This window comes from Streptomyces sp. NPDC001231 (assembly GCF_042896885.1).
Classification (GTDB): domain Bacteria; phylum Actinomycetota; class Actinomycetes; order Streptomycetales; family Streptomycetaceae; genus Streptomyces.
The window spans coordinates 65,701-87,945 of the sequence record NZ_JBIAXS010000036.1 but is presented as its reverse complement, the minus strand read 5'-3'; the positions used below and the strand labels follow the sequence as shown (position 1 = coordinate 87,945).

The window sequence follows — 22,245 nt, the reverse complement described above, 5'->3', positions numbered from 1 at the left end:
TGGACGACGCCTGCCGGCAGGTGCGGGAGGATGCCGGTCGGCGGCTCGCCGAGCACGACGGCGCATGGCAGCCGATGGCCGTGCGGCTCGCCGAGTGGCTTGGCGTGGCCGAGGCGGCCGAGATCGCCCGCGAACGCCGCGCGCACGCACGCAAGGCCCGAGCCTGGCTGCGGCCGATCATCGACGAACTGCGCGACGAGCGGCTGCGGCCGTTCGCCGAGCGGTCCCAGGAGGTGTGGCAGAAGCTGTGCGAGCACAGCAGCGTCACGCTCGGATCCGTCACGCTCGCGGGCACGCCTGGGCGCGGTCGCGTCGAACTGGACGTCTCCGTGGACGACATGTCGGCGCCCGCCTACAGCGTGATGAGCCAGGGCGAGCTGCACTCCCTCGCGCTCTCCCTCTTCCTGCCGCGCGCCACGCACGCCACCAGCCCGTTCGGGTTCCTCGTCATTGACGACCCCGTGCAGTCCATGGACCCCGAGAAGGTAGAGGGGTTGGCCCGGGTCCTCGACGCGTGTGCGCGGGACCGGCAGGCCGTCGTGTTCACCCACGACACCCGGCTCCAGCAGGCCATCGCACACCTCGGTATCAAGGCGACGGTTCTGCGCGTCAGCAGTCAGACAGACTCGGTGGTCCGGGTGGAGACTTTCACCGACCCGGTGAAGCAGGCCCTGGCGGAGGCCCGGGACATCTCCTGCGACCCCAACCTGCCGCAGGACGTGGCCGATCACGTACTGCCCGCCATGTGCCGGGTGGCCGTGGAGGCCGCCTGCCTGGAGACCGCACGGCGCAGGCTCCGTGACGAGCAGGGGCTCGGTCTGGGGGACATCGAGAAGCGCGTCGCGTCCCTGCTGCGCCTGCCCGGTGTGCCGCGCGACGTGCGGCGCAGGCTGCTGCACCAGCGGGTCCGGCTCGCCGGCATCACCCCGGTTGTACGGGGGCAGCGGCTGCCGGACTGGCGGCCGACCCGGCTCAACGCCCGGTACCACCGCGCCTTGCACCTCGCCCGTGCCGTCCTCGACGGTTCGTCTCCCGAGCACGCTCCCGGCGAGCTGCGCATCGAGGGGTTCTTGTTCGACATGAACAAGCTCTTCGAGGACTTCGTGACCGTGGCGTTGCGCGAGGCCCTGCACGGTTCGGGCCACACCGCCCGTCTCCAGGACGGCCACCACCTCGACGAGGCCGCCGCCATCCGGATGCGGCCGGACTTCGTGCTGTACGGCCCTGACGGCACCCCCTGTGCCGTCGCGGACGCGAAGTACAAGGCGGAGCGACGGGGTGGTTTCCCGGACGCCGACCTGTACCAGATGCTGGCGTACTGCACCGCCCTAGGCCTGCGCGAAGGGCATCTCATCTACGCGAAGGGCAACGCGTCGCACACCGCCCATCGGGTGCGCCATGCGGGCATCCTGATCCACCAGCACGCCCTCGACCTGGACCAGGAACCGGCGGGGGTCCTCGTCGAGGTCGAGGAAGTCGCGCGGCGGATGAGGATTGACTGACGCGGCCTCGAAGCGATCTCCTGCTGCGACTACTACAGCTTCCACTCGCCGGTCTGGTCGGCGAACCCGGAGTTCATGGTGAACTGCACGGTGTCGACCTTGGACGCCTTGGGAACTTCGAAGACGACCCAGCCGAGGCCCTTGGCACCGGGCTTGAGCTTCAGGCTGGAGGACATGGACGGCCCCGCCGTGATGTCCGCGAAGGTGGAGTCGAACTGCTGCCCCTTGCTGTCGGCGACCTGGGCACCGTTGGACGGGCTGTCGCTGTAGACCCCCTTACCGGTGTTGACGAGCTGGAACTGCACGCCGACGAACCGCTTGCCGGAGCCGGGCTCGGTGAACTCGTCAGCCGGCTTGCCCGGGTCGGCGACCTTGACGACGGTGACGTCGAGTCGGCTGCCGTCCTCGAAGCCCTTCAGGGTGAGGGTGTCGCCGACCCTGGCGACCTCAGGGGCGGCGGACTTCTCCTTCTTGGCGTCCTTGCCGTTGTCAGCCTTGGCGGCGGCGTGCTCCTTCGGCTTGTCGACGACAGTGCTGCCGGAGCCGCAGGCCGTGACGGTGAGGGCGCCGATGGCGGCGACGACTACGGCGGCGATTCTGGTACGGGCGTGCATGGTCCCCCCAAGGACTGCTGTGTTGGTCACTACGTACCCCCGCAGGCTGTCCGAGCCGGGGGGCTCACGGAGGACCGTACGAGCCATCCGTTGATGATGTCAACAGGTCGCCAGTTCGAAAGTTCCGTTGACACGGGGGTAGTCATACCGCTGGTGAACACCTCATGCGTATGATCGGCTCCGGATCGTCCGTCCTGGGTGGGGAGTGCGCGTCGTGCCGCAGCTTGCGTTTGCCAACAGCTTCTGGGAGAGCTACGACGTGCTCGAGAAGCCCGTGAAGGCCGGCGTGCGCAAGGCGATGCAGAAGTTCCAGCAGCTCACCGTGCCTGAGCTGCACCAGGACAAGGGGCTGCACCTCGAGTCCGTCGAGAAGGCCGCCGACCGGCGTATGAGGACCATCCGCATCAACGACTTCTGGAGGGGGTCGTCCTTGCCCCGGACGACGGCAGTGATGTGTTCCTGCTGGTCAACGTCGTACCGCACGACGACGCCTACACCTGGGCAGCCAAGCGGCTGTACACGACGAACTCCGCCACGAGGGCCCTGGAGGTCCGCAACGTCCAGGCGATCGAGCAGTTGACGCCTCAGCTGGAGAAGGCGGCGGCCGCAGCCGACTCGCTGCTGTTCGCCAAGTACTCGGACACTGTGCTGCGTGAGCTCGGTGTCGACGAGCAGGTGCTTCGGGCGGTGCGCACGATTATCGACAGGCCGCAACTGGAGGCGTTCGGCACACTCCTGCCGGAGGACCAGTTCGAGGTGCTGCAGTACCTTGCCGAAGGGTTTTCACCGGAAGACGTGTACCGGGACGTGGTCGCCGTGCGCCGCCCCGTGGACGCGGGCCCTGATCCGGACGAGAGCCTCGCCGTGGCCATCGCCAACACCACCAGCCGCATCACGCTCGTCAGCGGCCCGGAGGAACTCACCGACATCTTGGAGAAGCCCTTCGCGGCCTGGCGGGTCTTCCTGCATCCCTCGCAGCGCCGGGTCGCCTACAGAGTGTCGTTCGGCGGGCCGGTCCAGGTCACCGGCGGACCCGGTACCGGCAAGACGGTCGCGGCGTTGCACCGCGTCAAGCATCTGCTGACCCGCTCCTCCGGCACGCGGATCCTGCTCACCACGTACACCAACGCGCTGGCCGCCTCGCTGCGCGAGAACCTCGCCCTCCTCCTGGACGGTGACGAATCGCTGCTCGAGCGCGTCGAGGTGACGACGGTCAACGCCTACGCTCACGGCGTGGTCACCCGCCTCGACGGCAAGGCCCCCTCCCCCGTCGGCGACCGGAACGAGCGGCAGCTGTGGCAGAGGGTGGTCAAGAAGCTGGGACTGCCATGGACGGAGCAGTTCCTGGCTCAGGAGTACCGGCATGTGATCCTGGCCCAGGACCTGCGCAGCCTCGACGCCTACCGCACGGCCTCCCGTCGGGGCCGCGGCAGCGCGCTGTCGCAGTCGAAGCGCGACCAACTATGGCCTGCGGTGGAACTGTTCGGCAGATGCTGCGTGACCAGAAGGTCACGACCTACCTCAAGGTGTGTGCTCGGGCCGCCGACCTCCTGGCCACCTCGGCACCTACGCACGACCACGTCGTGGTCGACGAGGCGCAGGACCTGCACCCCGTGCAGTGGCGCGTGCTGCGTGCCGCGGTGGCGCTCGGCAACGACGACCTGTTCATCACGGGTGATCCGCACCAGCGGATCTACGACTCCCGCGTCTCCCTGGGGTCGCTGGGCATCTCCGTCACCGGCCGCACCCATCGGCTACGCATCAACTACCGCAGTACGGAGGAGATACTCGGCTGGTCCACGGGCATCGTCAGCCCGGTGGCGGTCGATGACCTGGGCGGCGATGGGGCCGACACCCTGGCCGGCTACCGTTCCCTGCTGCACGGCCGCAGGCCGCAGGCGGACGGGTACGGGTCCGAGCACGCTGAAGTGACCGCGCTCGTGGAGCGAGTGGAGGCGTGGATCGCGCAGGGCATACGTCCCTCCGAGATCGGCGTATGCGCCCGCTTCAACGTGCTGCTCGACAAGGCCTACGACAAGCTGGCCGCGGCCGGCGTGCCGGTGATCCGGGTCAAGGACAATCCGGGGCCGGGCGTGGACGGCGTGCGGCTGGCCACCATGCACGCGATGAAAGGGTTGGAGTTCCGCTGCGTGGCCGTCCTGGGGGTGACGGCCAGTGCCTTGCCGTTCGCGCGCGAGGTGACGCCTGCCGACGTGGACGCGCTGCAGCACGACTCCGATCTGCTGCGGGAGCGGTGCCTGCTGTTCGTGGCCTGCACCCGTGCACGGGAGGCCCTGGCGGTGACGTGGAGCGGGGCTGTGAGCCCGTTCGTACCGATGCGCTGAGGGCTGCTCAGCTCCCTGGTTCCAGACCGCCGTTGGCAAGGCCGTCGCGGGCCAGCGCGGCCGCGTCACGACTCAGTTCGGCGACTCTTCTCGCCCGTTCCTCGAACTCCTGCAGAGCACGGAACGCCGCCCCATAGCGGCGCTGCTCGGTGATGTCCATCTGGGGAACGCGGGCGCCCTTGCCGTCGAGGCGGAACGTTCCGCTGGCGCTGGTGGACCGACGTGTGTTGGCCGTGCTGCGCAGGAACCCCTGCAGGAAGTCGGTGTCGAGCTGATCGCTGATCGACACCGGCTCAGTCTCGCCGTACTCCACTAGACCGGCTCGGGCCAGGTCGGCGACGCTGACGGAGGGGCCGTCGGGTGCGCTCAGGCGTCCGCCTGTGTCCAGAGCCGGAAGAAGTTCGGCGAGTACGCGGACCTGTTCCGCCAGCTCACGCCGGAGCTGCTGGTATTCGGCCATGTAGTCGCGATGGGACTCCCGCACATAGCGCCCTGGAGTGAGATCCACGACGTCGTCGAGCAGTTCGATGAGAGAGACGTCGACCGTCTGGTCCGACTGTGCGTCCAAGGGGCCGTCCGGATCGTTCCCGGTCAGGTCCACCATACGGACACTGGTGGCCGCTTCACCGAGGGAGCGCGGGCGGCGCAGCTGCCAGATGTGCACCGGGAGAGCGTGCGAGACGGCCGAACCGGGCGCCAGGGCAGTGACCTGGACGAGGATGCCGCGGCGTACGAGTTCGGCACGGATACGGCGTCCGGCCTTGCGGTAGGCGACCGACGCAGGCATGACCATGACGACCCGGCCGCCCGGGACGGTGTGAGCGTACGCGTGCTGCAACCAGGCCAGTTCGCCTTCCGCCCGGGACGGGGTGCCGAGTTCCCACCGTGGGTCGAGAAGGAGCTCTTCACGCCCCCAGTCGGTGTCTCCGACCGGAGGATCGCAGACGATCAGATCGGCTTTGAGGTCACCCCACCGGTCGTCGCGGAGAGAGTCCCCCGTGGCGATGTCGGCACCCGCGTGTCCGGTGAGGTCGGCGCGCAATTGCGCGAAGCGGGCACTGCGGTCATCCGCCTCCTGTCCGATCCGCCGCGGTCCCTGTTCGGGCCCGACGGAGAGCAGCAGGGTTCCGATGCCACAGGCCGGATCAAGAATGGTCGCGTCGTCCGCCACTTCGCCGGCCAAGTGCCGGACGGCGCGGACGATGCGTGGAGAGGTGACCTGGTCCGATCCAGCCCGGCGCACGGAGTCGGTGAAGCGCTCAGCGAGGGCGTCCACCACCTCACTGGGCGAGCCGCTGTCGGCCAGGCGTCGGGCCAGAGTGACGGCATCCTTCGGGAGTACTTCCGGTCTCTTCGTCCGGGTGCCGGCGAGTATCGTGGCGACATCGGCGAGCGCGGCAACCATGTCGTCGCCGTATGCTCCGCGCAGCGCCTGCCAGAGTTGCACGTCCTCCGAGAGGTCCTGGCCCTTGCGCTGCTTGTCCAGCCAGGTCTTGACCTCACCAAGATCGAAGAGCGGACTGTTGGCGCTTCCGCCCGTCGACGCAGGAAAGTCGTCGTATCGCCGACGCCAGTTGGAGACCGCTGCCCGGGTGACACCTGCAAGCCGCGCGATCTCGGAGCCCGTAACGAGAGGACCGGCTGGTGGGGCGGCGTTGTCCGTCATGCAGTCACCGTACACGGCGTCCGTTTTCCCATCAACGGAAAATTGGTTGACGCGGTACACATACGACAAAGATGTCCTCACGTGTACTTCAACCCGTCCCTGGCGGGGCTGTCGTACGCGACCGTATTCGCCTCACGGCTTGCTCAAGAGGGTCTCTCTCAGTTGGTCCGCGTTCATCGCCACCAGATGTGGCACGCGGTCGTTCCACTGTGCGGCCAGGTTGTCCAGGGTCTGTACGACGGATCGGCGTATCCGGCGCGCGGCAACGGTGAGGACGACCGCGGCGACCGGTCGCAGGAGTCGGCGGCCGCGTAGGAAGATGGTGACGTGGATCTCCCATCTGCCGTCGTCCGGGGACGGCCGGGGAACCGCTCGCACGTCCGCCCGGATCCAGGGGTGGTCGAGCCGGGCCGAGGCGGGGGCTGAGGGTGGGGTGCGGTCGGTGTCTGCGGCGGGCCACCAGTCGTCCAGCCGTACCCGGGCGCGGCCCGCCATGCCGAACAGCGTGCGTGCAGTCGCGCCGCCTCCCGCCCGGCCGCTGATCTCGACCAGGTTCGGGCGGTCGGGGCTCTTCAGTGCCGCGTCCAGTTCGACGTTCATTTCGGCCGAGACCAGGGCGAGTTCGAGGCGGACAGCGCGGCGGTGATCCCACTCCCTGACGGTGATCTGTACGGTCTCGCTCGCCTCGGCATCCATGCTGGTCCCGGGCCCGTCCGCGTTCGCGTTCGCATCCGCTTTCGCGTTCCCGTCCCCGTCCCCGTCGTCGTCCCCGTCGTCCTCGACCTCGACGTCGACCTCCGTAAGGTAGACCGAGCCGGGTCGCAGGTGCCGCCCTTGGATCAGTCGGATGTCCGGAATCACCTGTCCATCGGGCAGTACGAGCCCTTGCTCATCCGCCTGGCTCTCTTCCAGCAGGGTGCGGATCACGGCCAGGGCGTCCACGAGCCATGCGTACGGGACCGGCTCGACGACCACCTTGTGTCTGACGGAAACCATGCTGACAGTCTGGCCAGTTGGGCGCCGGTCTTCCATGGCGCGGCACGGCAGAACGGCGTCGGGCTGCTTGCCAGGAACCGGCAACCAGCCCGAGCGAGCGACCGTGTCAGCCGTCGACGCGCAGGGCGCCCAGCAGCATCGGCAGGGACGCGTGCAGTTCGCGTTGCCAGTAGGCCCAGCCGTGGGTTCCCGGTCCGTAGAAGTTGGTGGTGACGTGCTTGGCGCCGACGCGTTCGAGTTCGGCGGCCAGGACGTGGTTCTGGCGGTTGAAGTCGGCCTCGAGCGCGCTCGTGCTGCCCGGGGAGTCCAGCGGGCCGGTGGTGCCGTCACCGCACGACAGGTACACGGGGACCGACTTGAGCCGTTTGGCCAGGTAGTACGGGTCGTGCGCCTCCCAGATGCCGCGCTGGGCGGCCGGGTCGCCCCAGACCCGCAGCGGGTCGCCGCCCTGGCCGGCGAAGAAGCCCATGATGCGGCTCACCGACTCCTCGTTCAGCAGCGGGTGCGCCGAACCGGAGTACGCCGCGGTCGCCTTGAACATTCCGGGGTGCCGGGCGGCGTACAGCAGGGCGCCCTGGCCTCCCATCGACAGGCCGGCCACGACACGGTTGCCGCCGGCGGCCCAGTCGCGTTCCAGGAGCTGCCGCAGCTCCACGGTGTGGAAGGTCTCCCATGCGGGGTCGCCGCCCTGGCCATGGTTCCACCAGTCGCTGTACCAGCCGTTCCAGCCGGCCTCCGGCATCACCACGAGCACGTTGCGCAGGCTGTCGATCCGTGCGACGTCCGTGAGGGCGGTCCACGAGGTGTAGTCCCCGCAGCAACCGTGCAGCAGCCAGAGCGTCGGCCAGTGCTGCCGTCGGTCGCCCGGGTTCCAGCCGTCGGGAGTGAGGAGCCGGACCTTGACCGTCCGGCCGCCCAAGGCCGCCGAACGCACGGACAGGTCGACCTGACGGTCCGCGACCCGGGTGGCCGCGACGACCTCGGCGCCTCGCGACTTCGCGGAGGCGGGAACAGTGGCGTCAGCCGCTCCTGCGGCTGTGGGTGAGGCGGCGTGCGCCAAGGCGATCGGCGCGGTCGGCGTGAGTGTGAGAAGCAGTGCGGAGAGGACGAGCAGGACTCGGGTTCGAAGGGTCATCGCGGCTCCCTGTGGTTGGTCGCGGCTCGAGCGTTCTTCGACCGGGCGGGGTCAACTCCTCTGGGGCGCACATGTCGCAGCAGCCTGATGCTGCCAGCCGCGCGGGCGACGCGAAAGCCCTGCCGTTCCTTGCGGATGGCAGGGCTCTCGCGTACCTGGCCTCAGTCAGCTGCCGGTCTCCTTTGGAGGGAGGCGGCGCCGGCCGCGGCGGTCGGTCACGCCGGGATCGGCTGCCCCTGGAACATCCGGGGTCCGGCCGAGCCGAAGTCCCGGACGGATCCGGGCAGGTCACGCGGGCCGGCCGGCAGCGGGTCGTGGCGGACGTGTTCGGCGGGCAGCCCGGCGCGGGTGAGCGCGGCCGTCACCGTCTGCACCATCGACGGCGGCCCGGCGAGCAGCGCGCGGCCGCCCGCCGCGGGGCGGCTCCGGGTCACCGCGCGGGCCAGACGGTCGTACACGCCCTCCCCCGGGGTCCCGCCCGTCACCGGAACCACGGTCAGCCACGGCCGGCTCCGTTCGACCTCGGTCAGGTATTCGGTGTCGTACAGGTCGGACAGTGCGTCGGCGCCCAGGAAGAGCCGTACCCGGCCCGGCCGGTGTTCGGACGCCGGGCGCGGGCGGCCTTCCAGTTCCCGCAGCAGGGCCTTCATCGGGGCCCAGCCGGTGTCCCAGGCCACCAGCCGGAGTTCGCCCGTCTGCTCCTCGCCGAGGGCCAGGTTTCCCTTGGGGGGACCGAGCCGTATCCGGTCCCCGACCGTGGTCCGGCGCACCAGGGCCTCGCTCACGCCACCGGGGCCGGTGCACCGGACATGGAACTCCAGCTCCCCGTCCCGGCCGGGCTCGCCCGCCAGGTAGTAGGGGCGCCAGGTGTGCGGCAGCCGGGCGGACTCCAGTGCGGTGTACTGCCCGGCCCGGTACCGGAAGGTCTCGTGCGGCCGTACCCGGAGCACCGCGAGGTCCGGGCCGCACAGCCGATGCGCCGTCACCGTGGCCTGCCAGCACGGCGGCTCGTGGAGCGCCGCCTCCGCGCCCCGCACCATGGCCGTGACCCCGAAGCGCACCATCCGCACCCACGCCTGCTCGAGTTCCGCGGTCCAGTGTTCGCCGGCACGGACGCGCAGCGCCTCGCACAGCGCGGTCTCGAACGCCGCGTACTGCGCCGGACGCACGCCGAGCTTGCGGTGGTCGCGGCCCAGCTGGGTGAACGTCGCGGTGATCTGGTCGGGTCTGTCCAGGTGTTCGAGCAGGAACCAGAACGCCTTTGCCAGGTGGGCCTGCTGGAACGCCATCTCGGCGGGGAAGAGCGACCGCAGGGAGGGGTGCCGGGCGAACAGCGCCTGGTAGAGGTGGGCGATCAGCTCCTCGAAGGGGGCCACCAGGTCCAGGTCGCGCATGATGGTCTGCTGATCGGCGGACCCGTCGTACGGCTGCCCGGCCGGGCCGCGAAGGCCGCCGGCACTGCCGCCGTCCGCGCCCGGGAAGCCTCCGGAGGAGAGCATCTGCCGGCGCAGTCGCATCGCGTCGTGCCGGGCGAGGAGTGCGTGGTACGTCCCGTCTTCCGCGCTCATGATCAGCAACCCCTCCGCGTCTCGCGCCCGACGGCGGTCAGCCACGTAGCGTCCGGTCCAGCCGCGCCCGGGGCGACGGCCGGGACCGGAGCGCACCGGACCCCCGGGCGGTCCGGTGCGCTACCCGGGAGCTGGCGGATGAGTCGAAGCATGGGTGGGCTCCTGAAGAGACGTGTGAGGAACGGTGGGGGGACACGACGGGAACAAGGGACGATCCGTCCGCTGAAACCGCAGGTCAGTATGGCATTAGGGATAAATGCCCCAACGTCCCCGGGTGCGAGGGCCGTTGGGCCCTGGACAGGGCCGGCGCCGCGCTCTCCGGACTCAGGTCTCCCTCTGCGGCACGTAGTCGGCCTCCTCCAGGCCGAAGCTCCAGGCGACCCCCTGCCGGGCGGTCCGGGTGCTCGGCGGCACCCGAAGCCAGTACGTACGGCGGGTTCCGTCGGGCTCCGGGGTGGAGTTGACCACCTCGACCATCACCAGCGGCTCGTCTCCCTCCAGTTCGATGCGCCACAGCACACCCGCCTGGTCGCGTTGCACCGGCTCGGCGCCGGAATCCTCCAGGTAGCGCTCGTAGCCGTAGTGCTCCAGCATCACGCGGCGCAGCTCGGCGTTCTCCTCCTCGCGTATGCGACGCGGGGTCAGCTCGGCCAGTCCGGCGAGGAATTCGGCGGGGACCGGCATTCCGCGCCAGGCGTGCAACGCGAACCCGTCGGGGAAGGCGAGCGCCGGTCCGTCCCCGCGGTCGAGCCGGCCTGCCTCGTCCCGGTGCAGCTCGACGGGGCGTTCGCAGACGACCGCGGTCTTCTCGTACGGCCACCACCAGCCCGCGGCGCGGGCGACCGCGGCGATCCCGTCGAGCGCCTCCCCGCCGTCCTGGCCGTCGAAGGCCGCCAGCCAGGCCGCGTCGTGCTGACCGAGGACCGCGTCGAGCAGGACGAGCCGGACGGCCTGCTCGTCCCCCGCCGCAGCGGTCGATGCCTCGACCACGCCGGTGCGTATGCGCTCGGTCAACGCGACCGTCCCGTCCCACAGTTGGGCGCCCGTCAGGGCCCAGTGCGCGGCCCAGCCGGCCGGTCCGAGCCGGTCGAGGACACGCTCGCGCGCGGCTGCCCAGGGCCGGGTACGCACCGCGTCGCGGACACTGCGGCCGGCCGTGCCCTCCGCCGTGAGCCGCGCGGCCACGGCCACGCCCTCGCTGGGCGAGCCCGCCCAGACGATGTGCTCCGGCTCCGGCAGACCCGCCAGCCGGTAGGCCAGGCGCACGCCCTCCTCGGCCGCCGGGCGGTCGGCGGGGCCGGTCGCCGCCGTCACCTCGCGCCACATGGCCGTCGTGTCCGCCTGCGCGGTCTCGTGCGGGGTCTCGTCCGAGGTCTCATGCGGGGTCTCGTGCGCGGTTTTCATCGGGGTCGTCATCGTTCCGCTCTTCGCTGTCTCAGTCCGGCTGTCCCAGTGCGCCGTTGCCATCCGGCTGTCTTGAAGTCCGCTGTCTCAGTCCGCCACGACGCGCACCGCGCCGGGCGCGTACTCACGCTGCCGCACCACGCGGTACCAGCCCTTGGGGAGCGGTATCGCCGCGTGTTCCTCGTGCACCACCCGCCCGCCGTCCGGGAGATGGAGGTACGACGCTCCGAACGGCCCCGCCTCGCGGACCAGTGTCCCGGGTCCGATCACCGCGTGAGCGTGTCCCGTGACCTCGCCGAGAGCCAGTACGAGCCTCCCCCGGGCGTCCCTCGGCTGGTGCGGCAGCCGGTCCGTGCCCGGCGGCACGGCCGCCTCCGCCACGGGCACGATCAGGACATCCCCCTGCCGGTACATACGTGTCTCCCATCCCCGTCGGCACCTCACCGACCGATGTCCACGACGCTACGCGGGGGGTCTGACAACGCCCCGGACCATCCACCGCACCCCGGACGCACCCAGCCCGTCACGTCGATGTCAGAGCCGCTTGGTACAACTTTTCGCGAGCAACGCAATGCGTGAGAGCACCAGGAGGCCAGCGGCATGTCCCACGTCGAGCATCTGAAGGAACTGCACGGCCTCCCGGCCTTCGACTTCGCCCGGTTCGCGGGGAAGCGGGAGCTTCCGGAGGCGGACGCCGCGGCCTGGTGGCTGGCCATCGAGCCCTACGGGGACTCCCCGCAGGACTTCGGCGACCTGTGGGACCGTTTCCTGGACTCCGTCGACCCCGCCGGTGTGCGCGCCATCATCGTGGGTCAGTGGGGTGAGCCGTACGACAACGACTCCAGCGGCATCGTGCGGCGTCTCGTGGACGCCCGTGACCGGCTGGCCGCGCTCCGGGCCGTGTTCATCGGGGACCTGGAGATGGAGGAGGCGGAGATCTCCTGGATCGAGCAGTCCGATGTCACTCCGGTCCTCGAGGCGTATCCGCTGCTGGAGGAGTTGGGGATCCGCGGCGGGTCCGGGCTGCGCTTCCCGGCGGTCCGGCACGAGCACCTGCGCAGGCTCCGCTTCGAGGCCGGCGGCCTGCCCGGCGAGGTCGTACGCGGTGTCGCCGCCAGCGAGCTTCCCGCGCTGGAGCACCTCGACATGTGGCTCGGCGTGGAGGAGTACGGCGGTGACGCGGGGGTCGCCGACCTCGCCCCGATCCTGGCCGGGGGGCGCTTTCCGGCGCTGCGCCATCTCGGCCTGCGCAACAGCGAGATCCAGGACGAGGTCGCCGCCGCCGTCGCCGGGGCCCCCGTCGTCGCCCAGCTCACGTCGCTCGACCTGTCGCTCGGCGTGCTCACCGACGAGGGCGCGACGGCGCTGCTCGGCGGTCAGCCGCTCACCCACCTGACCCGGCTCGACCTCCACCACAACTTCCTCAGCGAGCCGGTGGTCGAGCGGATCCGTACGGCGCTGGAGCCGTCCGGCGTCGAGATCGACCTGTCGGAGCGCGGCGAGGTGTGGGAGGACGACGGCGTCGTCCACCGTTTCACCGCGGTCGCGGAATGAGGCCGTCATGACCATCGTCGATCACTTCGAGACCTTCCACGGGCTTCCGGTCTTCACCCTGCCGGAGCTGCCGGAGCCCGGCGAGGAGACGCTTCCGGCCGCGGGCGACGTGGCCTGGCGGCTGGACTGCTACGCGGCCGGGGAGATTCCGTTCACGGAGCTGTGGCGGAGGTTCACGGACAGGGTGCCGAGCGCGCAGGTGCGGGCTCTCGTCATCGGGCCCTGGTGGGACGACGAGTACACCGAGCTGCGTCCGGCGCTGGAGCTGATCGTGGCCGACGCCGAGCGGTTTCCGGCGCTGCGCGCCCTGTTCCTCGCCGATGTCACCGGCGAGGAGTGCGAGATCTCCTGGCTTCAGCTCACCGATGTCACCCCCGTCCTGGAACGCTTCCCGCTGCTCGAGGAGTTGGGTGTCCGCGGCGGCGACTCGCACCGGGTCGGCGAGGAACCCCTGTCGCTGCGCCCGGTGCGGCATGACGCGCTGCGCGCGCTGCGCTTCGAGTCGGGCGGCCTGCCCGGTCAGGTGGTGCGCTCGGTCGGCGCCTGCGAACTGCCCGCGCTGGAGCGTCTGGAACTGTGGCTCGGCGTGTCCCACTACGGCGGCGACACGACGGTGGCCGACCTCGCGCCGCTCCTCGTCCAGGGGCGCCTCCCGGCGCTGCGGCATCTCGGTGTGCAGAACAGCGAGGTGCAGGACGAGATCGCGGCGGCCCTCGCCGCGGCGCCGGTCGTGCCGCAACTGGAGTCGCTGAGCCTGTCCATGGGCACGCTCACCGACACCGGTGCCGAAGCACTGCTCCTCGGCCAGCCTCTGCACCATCTCAAACGGCTGGACCTGCACCACCACTTCCTGAGCGAGTCCATGGCCGACCGGATCCGTGCCGCCTTCGACTCCACCGGAACCGAGGTGGACCTGTCGGATCACCGGACTCCGGACAGCTGGGGGGACCAGGAGTGGCGGTATGTCGCGGTCTCCGAGTAGCGCGGCGCCCGACTCCGGCCTTCGGTTCGCCGTCGTCGGCAATCCCGAGAACCGGCGGACGACGATGTTCGCCGACGCGGTTCACGCGGCCGGTCACCCGGCACCCCGGGTACTCGCCTGGCGGGACGTGCTGCGCGGACAGTACGCCTTCACGCCGGGCGAGTCGGTGCGGATCGACTCCCCCGGCGAGAACGCGGAGGTCGACCGGTTGCTGCGGGACACCGACGACCCCACCCGGGTCGAGGGAACGGCTCTGTGGCACCGCCGTTTCACCGCCGCGGTCCGAGAGGTGACCGCCGCGGCGCGGCGTGCGGGCGCGGCGACGACCGCCGACCCGGAGGACGTCGCGGTCATGTTCGACAAGCGGCGCTGCCACGCCCGGCTCGCCGCCGCGGGCGTCCCGGTCCCGCCGGCCCTGACGGGTCCGGTCGGCGGCTGGTCCGGGCGGGACGGGCTCCGGGAGCAGCTGAAGGGGGCTCGTATCTCACGGGCGTTCGTGAAGCCGGCGCACGGGTCGTCGGCCTCCGGTGTCGTGGCGCTGACGGTGGCGGGACCGGGCCGGGTCAAGGCGACGACCTCCGTGGAGACCACTGCCGACGGCCGCCTCCACAACTCCCTCCGGGTGCGCCACTACACCTCGGAGACCGAGGTCGCCGCCCTCGTCGACGCCCTGATCCCGGACGGGATCCACGTCGAGCGGTGGCTGCCGAAGGCCTCGCAGGGCGGCCGGGCCGCAGACCTGCGGGTGGTCGTGGTGGCAGGACGCGCCACACATGCCGTGGTGCGTACCAGCCGGCACCCCATGACGAATCTGCACCTCGGTGGCGCCCGCGGCGATCTGGCCGCGGCACGCGCGGCGATCCGGGCCGCGGGAGGCCGCTTCACCGACGTGCTGGACGTGGCCGAACGGGCGGCCGCGTGCTTCCCGGGCACCCTGTGCGTCGGCGTGGACATCCTGCCGGCGACGGGGTGGCGCCGCTTCACGGTCGGCGAGGTGAACGCATTCGGGGACCTGCTGCCCCGCCTCACCGGCCTGCGCGGCAGCGGCGCCGAGGGCCTCGACACCTATGCCGCACAGGTCGCCGCAGCACCAACGTTCGTGCAGGCCGCCGCACCGACCACACCACCAGCCGCCCTGCACGACACCGCGCGGACCGCCGCACCGGCCGCCCTGCAGAACACCGCACGGAGCCCGACACCGGTCACCGCACCAGCCGCCCTACAGAACACCGCACGGACCCTGACACCGGGCACCGCACCAGCCGCCCTACAGAACACCGCACGGACCCCGGCACCAGCCCCCGCCGCAGCCCCCGCAGCCGCCGCACCAGCCGCCGTGCAGAACGCCGCACGAACCGCCGCCCCGGCCGCCGTCCCGGCCGCCGTCCGGCGAGCAGATCGCAAGGAGCACCACCTTGACACCACCTCTTGACATGAGCGGCATCGTGGGAAGCCACGACATCCTGTTCGTCACGCTCGACACGCTCCGCTACGACGTGGCGCAGGAGCTGGCGGTGGCCGGACGCATCCCGAACCTGGCCCGGCATCTGCCCGGCGGCACCTGGGAGCACCGACACGCCCCCGGCAGTTTCACCTACGCCTCCCACCAGGCGATGTTCGCGGGCTTCTTGCCGACACCGGCCGCACCGGGCCCGCATCCGCGGCTCTTCGCCGCCCGTTTCGCGGGCAGTGAGACCACCGCGGACGGCACCTTCGTCTACGACACCCCCGACCTGGTCTCGGGTCTGGCCGCCGTGGGCTACCGCACCGTGTGCATAGGCGGCGTGGGCTTCTTCAACAAGCAGGGACCACTGGGCTCCGTCCTGCCGGGGATGTTCCAGGAGAGCCACTGGGAGCCCGAGTTCGGCGTGACCTCCCCCACGTCCTTCGAGGCCCAGGTGACCCGCGCGGAGCAGGTCGTCGCCGGGCTCCCCCAGGACCAGCGCCTGTTCCTGTTCCTCAACGTGTCGGCGCTGCACCAGCCCAACTGGTTCCACCTCCCCGGGGCCACGCGCGAGGCGGGCGACACACGGGCCACCCACGCCGCGGCGCTGGAGTACGTGGACCGGGACATGGGACGGCTCCTGGCCGCCGTCGCCGGCCGCCGTCCGTGCTTCGCCGTCGTCTGCTCCGACCACGGCACGGCGTACGGCGAGGACGGCTACAGCGGCCACCGCATCGGCCACGACGTCGTCTGGACCGTTCCCTACGCCCACTTCTTCGTCGACGGGGCCCGATGACCATGGCCATCACCAGCACCGAGGCGGCGGCCGCGCCCAGCACGGTCCGCCCGTACCAGCAGTACGTCTACGCGTATCCGCACAAGACCGCCTACCGTCCGCTCTCCCGGGAGCGGGCGTCCCTGCGCGCGCTGTGGGCGGACGAGCCGAAGGACGCCCTCTCCCTCTATTTCCACATCCCGTTCTGCGAAGTCCGCTGCGGCTTCTGCAACCTCTTCACCCGGATCGGGGCGCCGGGCGGTCTGACCACCGCCTACCTGGACGCGATGGAACGTCAGGCGGTCGCGGTGCGCGAGGCGCTGGGCGAGGGGGCGCGGTACGCCAACGCGGCCTTCGGCGGCGGCACTCCGACGTTCCTGGAGGCGGCCGAGCTGGAGCGGCTGTGCGATCTGGCCGAGCGCGGCCTGGGCGCCGACCTCGCCGCGATCCCGCTGTCGGTGGAGGCCTCCCCCGCCACGGCGACCGCCGACCGGCTGTCCGTGCTGGCCGCCCGCGGCACCACGCGGCTGAGCCTGGGCGTGCAGAGCTTCGTCGACTCCGAGGCACGCACGGCCGTACGCCCGCAGCGCCGGGCGGACGTCGAAGCGGCCCTCGCCCGGATCCGCGACACCGGCATACCCGTCCTCAACATCGACCTGATCTACGGCATCGACGGCCAGACCGAGCAGTCCTGGACCCGTTCCCTGGACGCCGCCCTCGCCTGGCAGCCGGAGGAGCTGTACCTCTACCCCCTCTACGTGCGCCCGCTCACCGGTCTCGGCCGGCACCGTGGGTCGGCGCCCGGCGGCGACGGCGACGCCGACTGGGACGAGCAGCGGCTGCGGCTGTACCGCCACGGCCGCGACCACCTGCTCGCGCGGGGCTACGAGCAGGTGTCGATGCGCATGTTCCGCCGTGCGGGCGCCCCCGCCACGGGAGGAGAGGACCACGCGTGCCAGACCGACGGCATGGTCGGCCTCGGCTGCGGTTCCCGTTCGTACACGTCCACCCTGCACTACTCCTTCGACTACGCGGTGGACATGCACCGCATCCGCGGGATCATCGACGACTACACGGCACGCCCGGCCGACGACTTCCGGCACGCGGACTTCGGCTGGGAGATGAACGCGGACGAGTCCCGGCGCCGCCATCTGCTCCAGTCACTGCTCCAGGCCGAGGGCATGCCCGTCGCGGACTACCGGACCCGTTTCGGCACCGCGCCCGGCGACGACTTCGCCGCCGAGCTGGACCGGTTCCGCGAGCGGGGCTGGCTGGACGACCGCGCGGGCGCGGAGTTGCTGCGGCTGTCCCCCGAGGGCCTGGCCCACTCCGACGCGCTGGGGCCCGAGTTGTTCTCCGCCGCGGTGCGTGAGCGCATGGCCGCGTACGAGCCGAAGTGAGGGAGCGCGCATGGACCTGACGATCCTCTACCGCGGCCCGCTGGCGTCGTGCGACTACGACTGCCCGTACTGCCCGTTCGCCAAGCGCCGGGACAGCCGCGCCCAACTCACCGCGGACCGCGCGGCGCTGGAGCGTTTCGCCGCCTGGGCGGCCGCGCAGCGCGACGACCGGCTCTCCCTGCTGTTCACGCCGTGGGGCGAGGGACTGGTGCGCTCGTGGTACCGGCGTACGCTCGCGGAGCTGAGCGGGCTGTCGCACATCCGCCGGGTGGCGATCCAGACCAACCTCAGCTGCCGTACGGACTGGCTGGACACGGCCGACCTGGACACCCTCGCCCTGTGGTGCACCTTCCACCCCGGGCAGACGCCGTACGACCGCTTCCTCGCCAAGTGCCACGACCTGGCCGCGCGCGGTGTCCGCCACAGCGTCGGCGTCGTCGGCCTCCCCGAGCACCTGGAGCAGGCGCGTCGGCTGCGCGCCGACCTCCCCGACCACGTGTACCTGTGGGTCAACGCCGCCGAGGGCCACACCTACACCGACGCCGAGGCCGACCGGTGGACGGCCCTGGACCCGCTCTTCCCGTACAGCCGCCACCCGCACCGCAGCGCGGGCCTGCCCTGCCGTACGGGAGAGTCGGTCATATCGGTGGACGGCGAGGGCACGGTACGCCGCTGCCACTTCGTCCGCTCGAAGCTGGGCAACCTGTACGACGGCTCCTACCGGCGGGCCCTGCGCCCCCGCCCGTGCCCGCTGGCCGTGTGCGACTGCCACATCGGCTACGTCCACCTGGAGACGCTGCCGCTGTACGACGTGTTCGCGGGCGGCGTCCTGGAACGGATCCCGGCCGCGCCGCCCGCGGATCGGCGTCTGGTTCCGACGTCCCGGTAGCCGGCAGTCCCGCGGGCCTTCTCAGCCGGGGCGGCCGGGTGTCCGGTCGAAGTCGTCGTCGCTCAGGCGCAGGAGTGCCCAGCCGGCCCCGGCGAAGCCGACCGCGGCGACCAGCAGGCCGACGCCGGACGCGATGTGCCCCGGCATGAAGGGGTGGGTGAAGCCGCCGAGCGCCAGGGCGACGCCCGCCCAGGCCGGCGCGCTCGGCCATCTCGTCAAGGGGGCCGACGGAGCGGACATCGACGCCGCCGTCCACGCCGCCGCGGCCGGGCAGCCGGTCTTCGGCGCGGCTCCGGCGGGCCGGCCGCGGACCTGGTTCGTGTCGCCGCCGCAGGACGGACCGTTCCCTGAACTCACCGCACGCGAGCGGGACATCCTCGACCATCTCGCGGCGGGGCTGTCCAACGCCGCGATCGGCCGGTGCCCGCACCTGTCCGGCTAGTGCCCCGACGGGCAACGTTTGCCCCGTCGCGACGCCCGGCACGCCCTCTCACCGCACCGGCCGAAAGCCCAAGTACGTCCAGTACGAGGACTTCCGGCCGGCACTCCCCCAAGCTCTTCGAGCAGGGGGGACCCCCAGAGCACGCACCGGACGCCGCTCCTTTACGGGCAAACGTCGCCTGCCGCGGCACTAGACCGTGGCGATCAACGTCTCGGCGATCCTGGCCAAGCTGCACCTCACCCGGCGCAGCCAGGCCATCGTCCGGGCACGCGACGCCGGTCCGGGCCGCCCGCGCTCGGAACTCCCCTCTTTTCCACGCCGGTTCAGCCATGCTCCGCGGCGTTCGCTCCGCGCCGCGCCAACGAGCGTGTCCCATTGAGCCGCAGTCTCACGGCGGCCAGCTCGGCGCGGCCGCGCTCGGCGAGGCGGTCGGCACCGCACTCCTCCGCCAGCTCGACGCCCTCGGACAGAAGCCCGGTCGCCCGGTCCGTGCCGCCACCGCGCCCGAGTTCCGCGCCGAGGTCGATCAGGGCCTCGGCGTACGCGTGCCGGCTGGGGGATCGGCGCAGTATCTCCACCGCGCGCTCCCGCAGGGGCAGCGCCTGCCCGTCCTCGGCCACCGCCGCGCTGAAGCTCAGCGCCTCACCGATGGCGGTGGGCGTGCCGTAGCGCTCGGCCCGCCGCAGCATCTTCGCCGTGAGGGCGCGGGCGCGTGCGGGCTCCTCCTCGGCGATGGCGAGGGCGAGGTGTCCCGCCCAGGGGCACCAGGTCGGGTTGACGATGCCCTTGGCCTCCAACCGTGCCCCGGCGGCGGTGAGTTGCGCCTCGGCCTCCTTGCGCAGGCCACGGGCGAGAAGCAGCCGCCCGTAGACCGTCTGCGAGTCCGGGAAGACCACCGCGTTCAGGTACGGGGGCGCGAAGTCGTACGTCCTGGCGACCCGCAGCGCCTCCTCCACGCGCCCCCGGGACAACAGGACGTCCACCAGCAACCCCACGGCGTACCACCGGGCGGGCACCCGGTCGCCCACCCGTTCGGCCAGGCGCACTCCCTCGCGTGCGCACTCCTCCGCCTTGACGAGCATCCCGCGCCGGAACCAGACCAGGCCGAGGAGAGTGAAGCCGAAGGAGAGGTGGGCACCGCCCCACCCGACCTGCTCGCACTCGGCGATGGCCGAACTGAACAGCTCCTCCGCACGGTCGCATTCGTCGGCGTACATGTAGCTGAGCGCGGCCACGCTCGGCAGCTCGAAGCCCCAGTCCGGGTCGGTGTAGCTCAGGCCCACGGCTCGTGCGGCGACGGCCAGCGTGTCCGCGGCCGGCTCCCCGCGCAGCATCGCGTCCCAGGTGCGGATGCACAGCAGGGCCCGCTCCTCGATGGCCTCTCCGGGCAGGTCCTCGACGAGCCGTGCGAGACGGCGGGAGCGGTCGGATGCCTGCACCTCGTGCGCGTCGAAGACCAGCCACAGGTAATGCGCCACCTGCATGCGCAGCCGTGCCCTGGGGGACTGCGCCCGGGCGACCTCGGCGCCCGCGACGGCGGCCGCTTTGGCGAGCTCGTCGTTGTGCCCGAACACCTGGGCCAGCCGGAAGGTGGCGTTCTCCCTGAGCTCGGGGTCCAGGAAGGGCTGTTCCAGGGCGGCGGTGAGGTGGTTGACCGTGGTGGCGGGGGCGGTGAGCAGGGCGGAGCAGCCGAGTTCGTGGAGCACGCCCGCACGGTCCTCGGGCGCGGGAGGTTCGCGCAGCGCGCGTTCCAGACAGCGCCGGGCCGCGTCGGGCGCGCCCAGACGGAGGTTCTCGCGGGCGGCGGCACGCAGTTGCCGGACGGTGTTCGGGTCGCCCTCGGGGTGGGTCTCGAGCAGGTGCCGGGCGGCGGCGGTGATACCCAGGCCCGCGTCGGCGACCGCCCAGGCGGCCTGACCGTGCAGTCCGGTGCGTGTGGCCGGCGGGATGGCCTGGTACACGGCGGTGGCGATGAGCGGGTGGATGAACTCGAGGGTGCGGGTGCCGGTGAGGATACGGGCGACACGCAGCCGGTCCGCGGCGGACTGCGCCTCGGCCGGGGGCAGTCCGGCCACCGAGGCGGCCAGCTCCGCGGAGATCTCGGTACCGAGCACCGCGGCGGCCCAGGCGAGCCGGACGGCGGCATGGCCGAGCCTCTCCAGGCGTTTGATCAGGCCGGTGCCCCGGGCGCTCGCGGCGAGTTCCCCCAGCAGGGAGGCCGACTCCGCGTCCGGGGCGAGGTTCCGGTCCTGGACCTTGGCGATCAGCTCGACGGCCTCGTAGGGGTTGCCGCCGGTGACCACCCAGCACTCGCGGCAGAAGGCGTCGTCGGCCTCCTCTCCGAGCGAGCCCCGCACCAGTTCGGCCACCGCCTCCGGGCTGAGGGCGTGGAGCGGGATCGGGCGTGCGCTGCGGCCGTCGATCAGTTCGCGGAACGTCTGCGCCTCGGCCGGCACCTCGTCCGGCCGGTAGCCGACGACCACCAGCACGGGGAGTTCCCGCGCTCTCACCGCGAAGGCGGAGAGCCAGGCGAGAGACTCCAGGTCGCCCCAGTGGGCGTCGTCGAGGACGATCACGACCGGTGCCCGGCGCACGGCCACCTGGGTGACGACCCAGTCCAGACCGTCCCGGACGCCCTGCGGGTCGGGGCCGGCGGTACCGGTCTGCTGAGCGAACAGGCCGACGGCCGGTCCGGCGATCTCGTACCACCCGCCGAAGATCTCGCGGCGCTCGGCCTCGGTGCAGGAGGCGAGGACGGGCTGGAGCAGCTGGCGTACGACGTGGAAGGGGACGGTGTGCTCCTGCTCGCTGCCCCGGGCGGACAGCACGGTGCAGCCGCGCGCGGTGGCCATCCGCCGGATCTCGGTCAGGACGGTCGTCTTGCCCAGTCCGGCGGCGGCGCTGAAGAACAGCAGCCCGCCCCGCCTGCCTTCGCCGTTCCCCCCGCCCGCGCAGATCCCCTCCACCGCATTCTGAGCGGCGGTCACCTCGTTCTCGCGCTCGTACAGGGGTTTCCCCAGCCGATCGCGTCCATCCACGATGGTGGTCCTCTCGGTGCGCTGCCGTTCCGACACTCCGTTACCCCTGATCTGCCGGTATGCCGGGAAGCCTAGCGAAACGCACACACGGACTGCACAGTTGCGTGCGAATTGGTTGCGGACGGCCGCGAGAGGGTACTCACGCCCGGAACTGACGCCCCGTCAGGATTCGGAAGCCGACCGGAAGCAGCTCAAGGTGCTGCGCCAGGGCCGGCCGGGTGCGCCGGATACCTGGTCGCCTCGCCCGCCGCGGCCGGTCGTCTCGACCTGGCGGCGCTGCGGTCCCGCACCCCTTCTGTCCCGGCTCGGCAGTCCGGGGCGACATCGCCGACTCGCGCTGCTCCTCGCCTCCGGCGTCTCGGCCGACGTCACCGGCCAGGTCATGGTGAGCGACGGCGGCTGGACCGCCGACGGCTTCGGGATCACCGCGACGGCGGCGGGGCGATGACACTGCCCCCCGGTGCGGCCCGCGCGGGCAGGGCACACCGCGG

17 protein-coding genes and 2 pseudogenes are annotated in these 22,245 nt (G+C 71.7%); 10 read left to right on the top strand and 9 right to left on the bottom strand.

The genetic code is table 11. The features are described from left to right. Positions 1-1,502, top strand: a 1,502-nt coding sequence (locus ACFY3J_RS33340) for an AAA family ATPase (protein WP_390842399.1), incomplete at its 5' end; no start/stop codon positions are given. Positions 1,503-1,534: 32 nt separating this feature from the next. Here ACFY3J_RS33340 and ACFY3J_RS33335 read toward each other — a convergent pair. Beyond that, on the bottom strand, positions 1,535-2,116 hold the full coding sequence (locus tag ACFY3J_RS33335) for a DUF4352 domain-containing protein (RefSeq protein WP_384185448.1): 582 nt from the start codon (positions 2,114-2,116) through the stop codon (positions 1,535-1,537). Between the two features lie 214 nt (positions 2,117-2,330). Between ACFY3J_RS33335 and ACFY3J_RS33330 the strand changes: the two are divergent. After that, positions 2,331-4,461 (top strand): annotated as a pseudogene (locus ACFY3J_RS33330) (UvrD-helicase domain-containing protein). 7 nt (positions 4,462-4,468) lie between these two features. Here ACFY3J_RS33330 and ACFY3J_RS33325 read toward each other — a convergent pair. The 6 genes from ACFY3J_RS33325 to ACFY3J_RS33300 all read right to left on the bottom strand — a co-directional run bounded on the left by ACFY3J_RS33325 (position 4,469) and on the right by ACFY3J_RS33300 (position 11,644). Continuing rightward, positions 4,469-6,127: a class I SAM-dependent DNA methyltransferase gene (locus tag ACFY3J_RS33325; RefSeq protein ID WP_384185451.1), complete on the bottom strand. Its 1,659-nt coding sequence runs from the start codon at positions 6,125-6,127 to the stop codon at positions 4,469-4,471. A 132-nt stretch (positions 6,128-6,259) separates the two neighbouring features. Continuing rightward, on the bottom strand, positions 6,260-7,123 hold the full coding sequence (locus ACFY3J_RS33320) for a hypothetical protein (RefSeq protein WP_384185454.1): 864 nt from the start codon (positions 7,121-7,123) through the stop codon (positions 6,260-6,262). 106 nt (positions 7,124-7,229) lie between these two features. Next, a complete protein-coding gene (locus tag ACFY3J_RS33315; protein ID WP_390842398.1) occupies positions 7,230-8,258 on the bottom strand; it encodes an alpha/beta hydrolase in 1,029 nt (342 codons plus the stop codon). 215 nt (positions 8,259-8,473) lie between these two features. Next, entirely contained in the window at positions 8,474-9,826 is a 1,353-nt protein-coding gene (locus ACFY3J_RS33310; RefSeq protein WP_390842397.1) for a globin domain-containing protein, read from the bottom strand. A gap of 324 nt (positions 9,827-10,150) precedes the next feature. Further along, on the bottom strand, positions 10,151-11,152 hold the full coding sequence (locus tag ACFY3J_RS33305; RefSeq protein ID WP_390842401.1) for a DUF6745 domain-containing protein: 1,002 nt from the start codon (positions 11,150-11,152) through the stop codon (positions 10,151-10,153). 165 nt (positions 11,153-11,317) lie between these two features. Continuing rightward, entirely contained in the window at positions 11,318-11,644 is a 327-nt protein-coding gene (locus ACFY3J_RS33300; RefSeq protein ID WP_141356511.1) for a hypothetical protein, read from the bottom strand. A gap of 186 nt (positions 11,645-11,830) precedes the next feature. Between ACFY3J_RS33300 and ACFY3J_RS33295 the strand changes: the two genes are divergently transcribed. The 6 genes and pseudogenes from ACFY3J_RS33295 to ACFY3J_RS33270 all read left to right on the top strand — a co-directional run bounded on the left by ACFY3J_RS33295 (position 11,831) and on the right by ACFY3J_RS33270 (position 18,274). Further along, the gene (locus tag ACFY3J_RS33295; protein WP_384185461.1) at positions 11,831-12,784 is read left to right on the top strand and encodes an STM4015 family protein; all 954 of its coding nucleotides are present in this window, start codon (positions 11,831-11,833) and stop codon (positions 12,782-12,784) included. Positions 12,785-12,791: 7 nt separating this feature from the next. Further along, entirely contained in the window at positions 12,792-13,766 is a 975-nt protein-coding gene (locus ACFY3J_RS33290) for an STM4015 family protein (protein ID WP_390842396.1), read from the top strand. After that, positions 13,747-14,853 (top strand): annotated as a pseudogene (locus ACFY3J_RS33285) (STM4014 family protein); the annotation flags it as partial. The gene ACFY3J_RS33290 and the pseudogene ACFY3J_RS33285, both read left to right, overlap by 20 nt. Positions 14,854-15,199: 346 nt before the next feature. Next, on the top strand, positions 15,200-16,006 hold the full coding sequence (locus tag ACFY3J_RS33280) for an STM4013/SEN3800 family hydrolase (RefSeq protein WP_390842400.1): 807 nt from the start codon (positions 15,200-15,202) through the stop codon (positions 16,004-16,006). Positions 16,007-16,008: 2 nt separating this feature from the next. Next, positions 16,009-17,385: an STM4012 family radical SAM protein gene (locus ACFY3J_RS33275; RefSeq protein WP_390842395.1), complete on the top strand. Its 1,377-nt coding sequence runs from the start codon at positions 16,009-16,011 to the stop codon at positions 17,383-17,385. Between the two features lie 10 nt (positions 17,386-17,395). Next, positions 17,396-18,274, top strand: a complete 879-nt coding sequence (locus ACFY3J_RS33270; RefSeq protein WP_390842394.1) for an STM4011 family radical SAM protein — start codon at positions 17,396-17,398, stop codon at positions 18,272-18,274. A 21-nt stretch (positions 18,275-18,295) separates the two neighbouring features. On the opposite strand, the gene ACFY3J_RS33265 is transcribed toward ACFY3J_RS33270, so the two are convergent. Beyond that, on the bottom strand, positions 18,296-18,421 hold the full coding sequence (locus tag ACFY3J_RS33265; RefSeq protein ID WP_390842393.1) for a hypothetical protein: 126 nt from the start codon (positions 18,419-18,421) through the stop codon (positions 18,296-18,298). On the opposite strand from ACFY3J_RS33265, the gene ACFY3J_RS33260 reads away from it, so the two are divergent. Beyond that, complete coding sequence (locus tag ACFY3J_RS33260) at positions 18,420-18,716, top strand: hypothetical protein (RefSeq protein WP_390842392.1); 297 nt, start codon at positions 18,420-18,422, stop codon at positions 18,714-18,716. The two genes, ACFY3J_RS33265 and ACFY3J_RS33260, sit on opposite strands and share 2 nt — an antisense overlap. A 323-nt stretch (positions 18,717-19,039) precedes the next feature. Here ACFY3J_RS33260 and ACFY3J_RS33255 read toward each other — a convergent pair whose 3' ends face one another. Then, positions 19,040-21,754, bottom strand: coding sequence for an ATP-binding protein (locus ACFY3J_RS33255; RefSeq protein ID WP_390842391.1), 2,715 nt, complete (start codon positions 21,752-21,754; stop codon positions 19,040-19,042). A gap of 196 nt (positions 21,755-21,950) precedes the next feature. Between ACFY3J_RS33255 and ACFY3J_RS33250 the strand changes: the two genes are divergently transcribed. After that, entirely contained in the window at positions 21,951-22,202 is a 252-nt protein-coding gene (locus tag ACFY3J_RS33250) for a hypothetical protein (protein ID WP_390842390.1), read from the top strand. The last annotated feature ends 43 nt before the right edge of the window (positions 22,203-22,245 follow it).

Coding starts and splice junctions, on each gene's coding strand:
- ACFY3J_RS33335 (WP_384185448.1), bottom strand. CDS start 2,116: ATGCACGCCCGTACCAGAATCGCCGCCGTAGTCGTCGCCGCCATCGGC.
- ACFY3J_RS33325 (WP_384185451.1), bottom strand. CDS start 6,127: ATGACGGACAACGCCGCCCCACCAGCCGGTCCTCTCGTTACGGGCTCC.
- ACFY3J_RS33320 (WP_384185454.1), bottom strand. CDS start 7,123: ATGGTTTCCGTCAGACACAAGGTGGTCGTCGAGCCGGTCCCGTACGCA.
- ACFY3J_RS33315 (WP_390842398.1), bottom strand. CDS start 8,258: ATGACCCTTCGAACCCGAGTCCTGCTCGTCCTCTCCGCACTGCTTCTC.
- ACFY3J_RS33310 (WP_390842397.1), bottom strand. CDS start 9,826: ATGAGCGCGGAAGACGGGACGTACCACGCACTCCTCGCCCGGCACGAC.
- ACFY3J_RS33305 (WP_390842401.1), bottom strand. CDS start 11,152: ATGTGGCGCGAGGTGACGGCGGCGACCGGCCCCGCCGACCGCCCGGCG.
- ACFY3J_RS33300 (WP_141356511.1), bottom strand. CDS start 11,644: ATGTACCGGCAGGGGGATGTCCTGATCGTGCCCGTGGCGGAGGCGGCC.
- ACFY3J_RS33295 (WP_384185461.1), top strand. CDS start 11,831: ATGTCCCACGTCGAGCATCTGAAGGAACTGCACGGCCTCCCGGCCTTC.
- ACFY3J_RS33290 (WP_390842396.1), top strand. CDS start 12,792: ATGACCATCGTCGATCACTTCGAGACCTTCCACGGGCTTCCGGTCTTC.
- ACFY3J_RS33280 (WP_390842400.1), top strand. CDS start 15,200: ATGAGCGGCATCGTGGGAAGCCACGACATCCTGTTCGTCACGCTCGAC.
- ACFY3J_RS33275 (WP_390842395.1), top strand. CDS start 16,009: ATGGCCATCACCAGCACCGAGGCGGCGGCCGCGCCCAGCACGGTCCGC.
- ACFY3J_RS33270 (WP_390842394.1), top strand. CDS start 17,396: ATGGACCTGACGATCCTCTACCGCGGCCCGCTGGCGTCGTGCGACTAC.
- ACFY3J_RS33260 (WP_390842392.1), top strand. CDS start 18,420: ATGAAGGGGTGGGTGAAGCCGCCGAGCGCCAGGGCGACGCCCGCCCAG.
- ACFY3J_RS33265 (WP_390842393.1), bottom strand. CDS start 18,421: ATGCCGGGGCACATCGCGTCCGGCGTCGGCCTGCTGGTCGCCGCGGTC.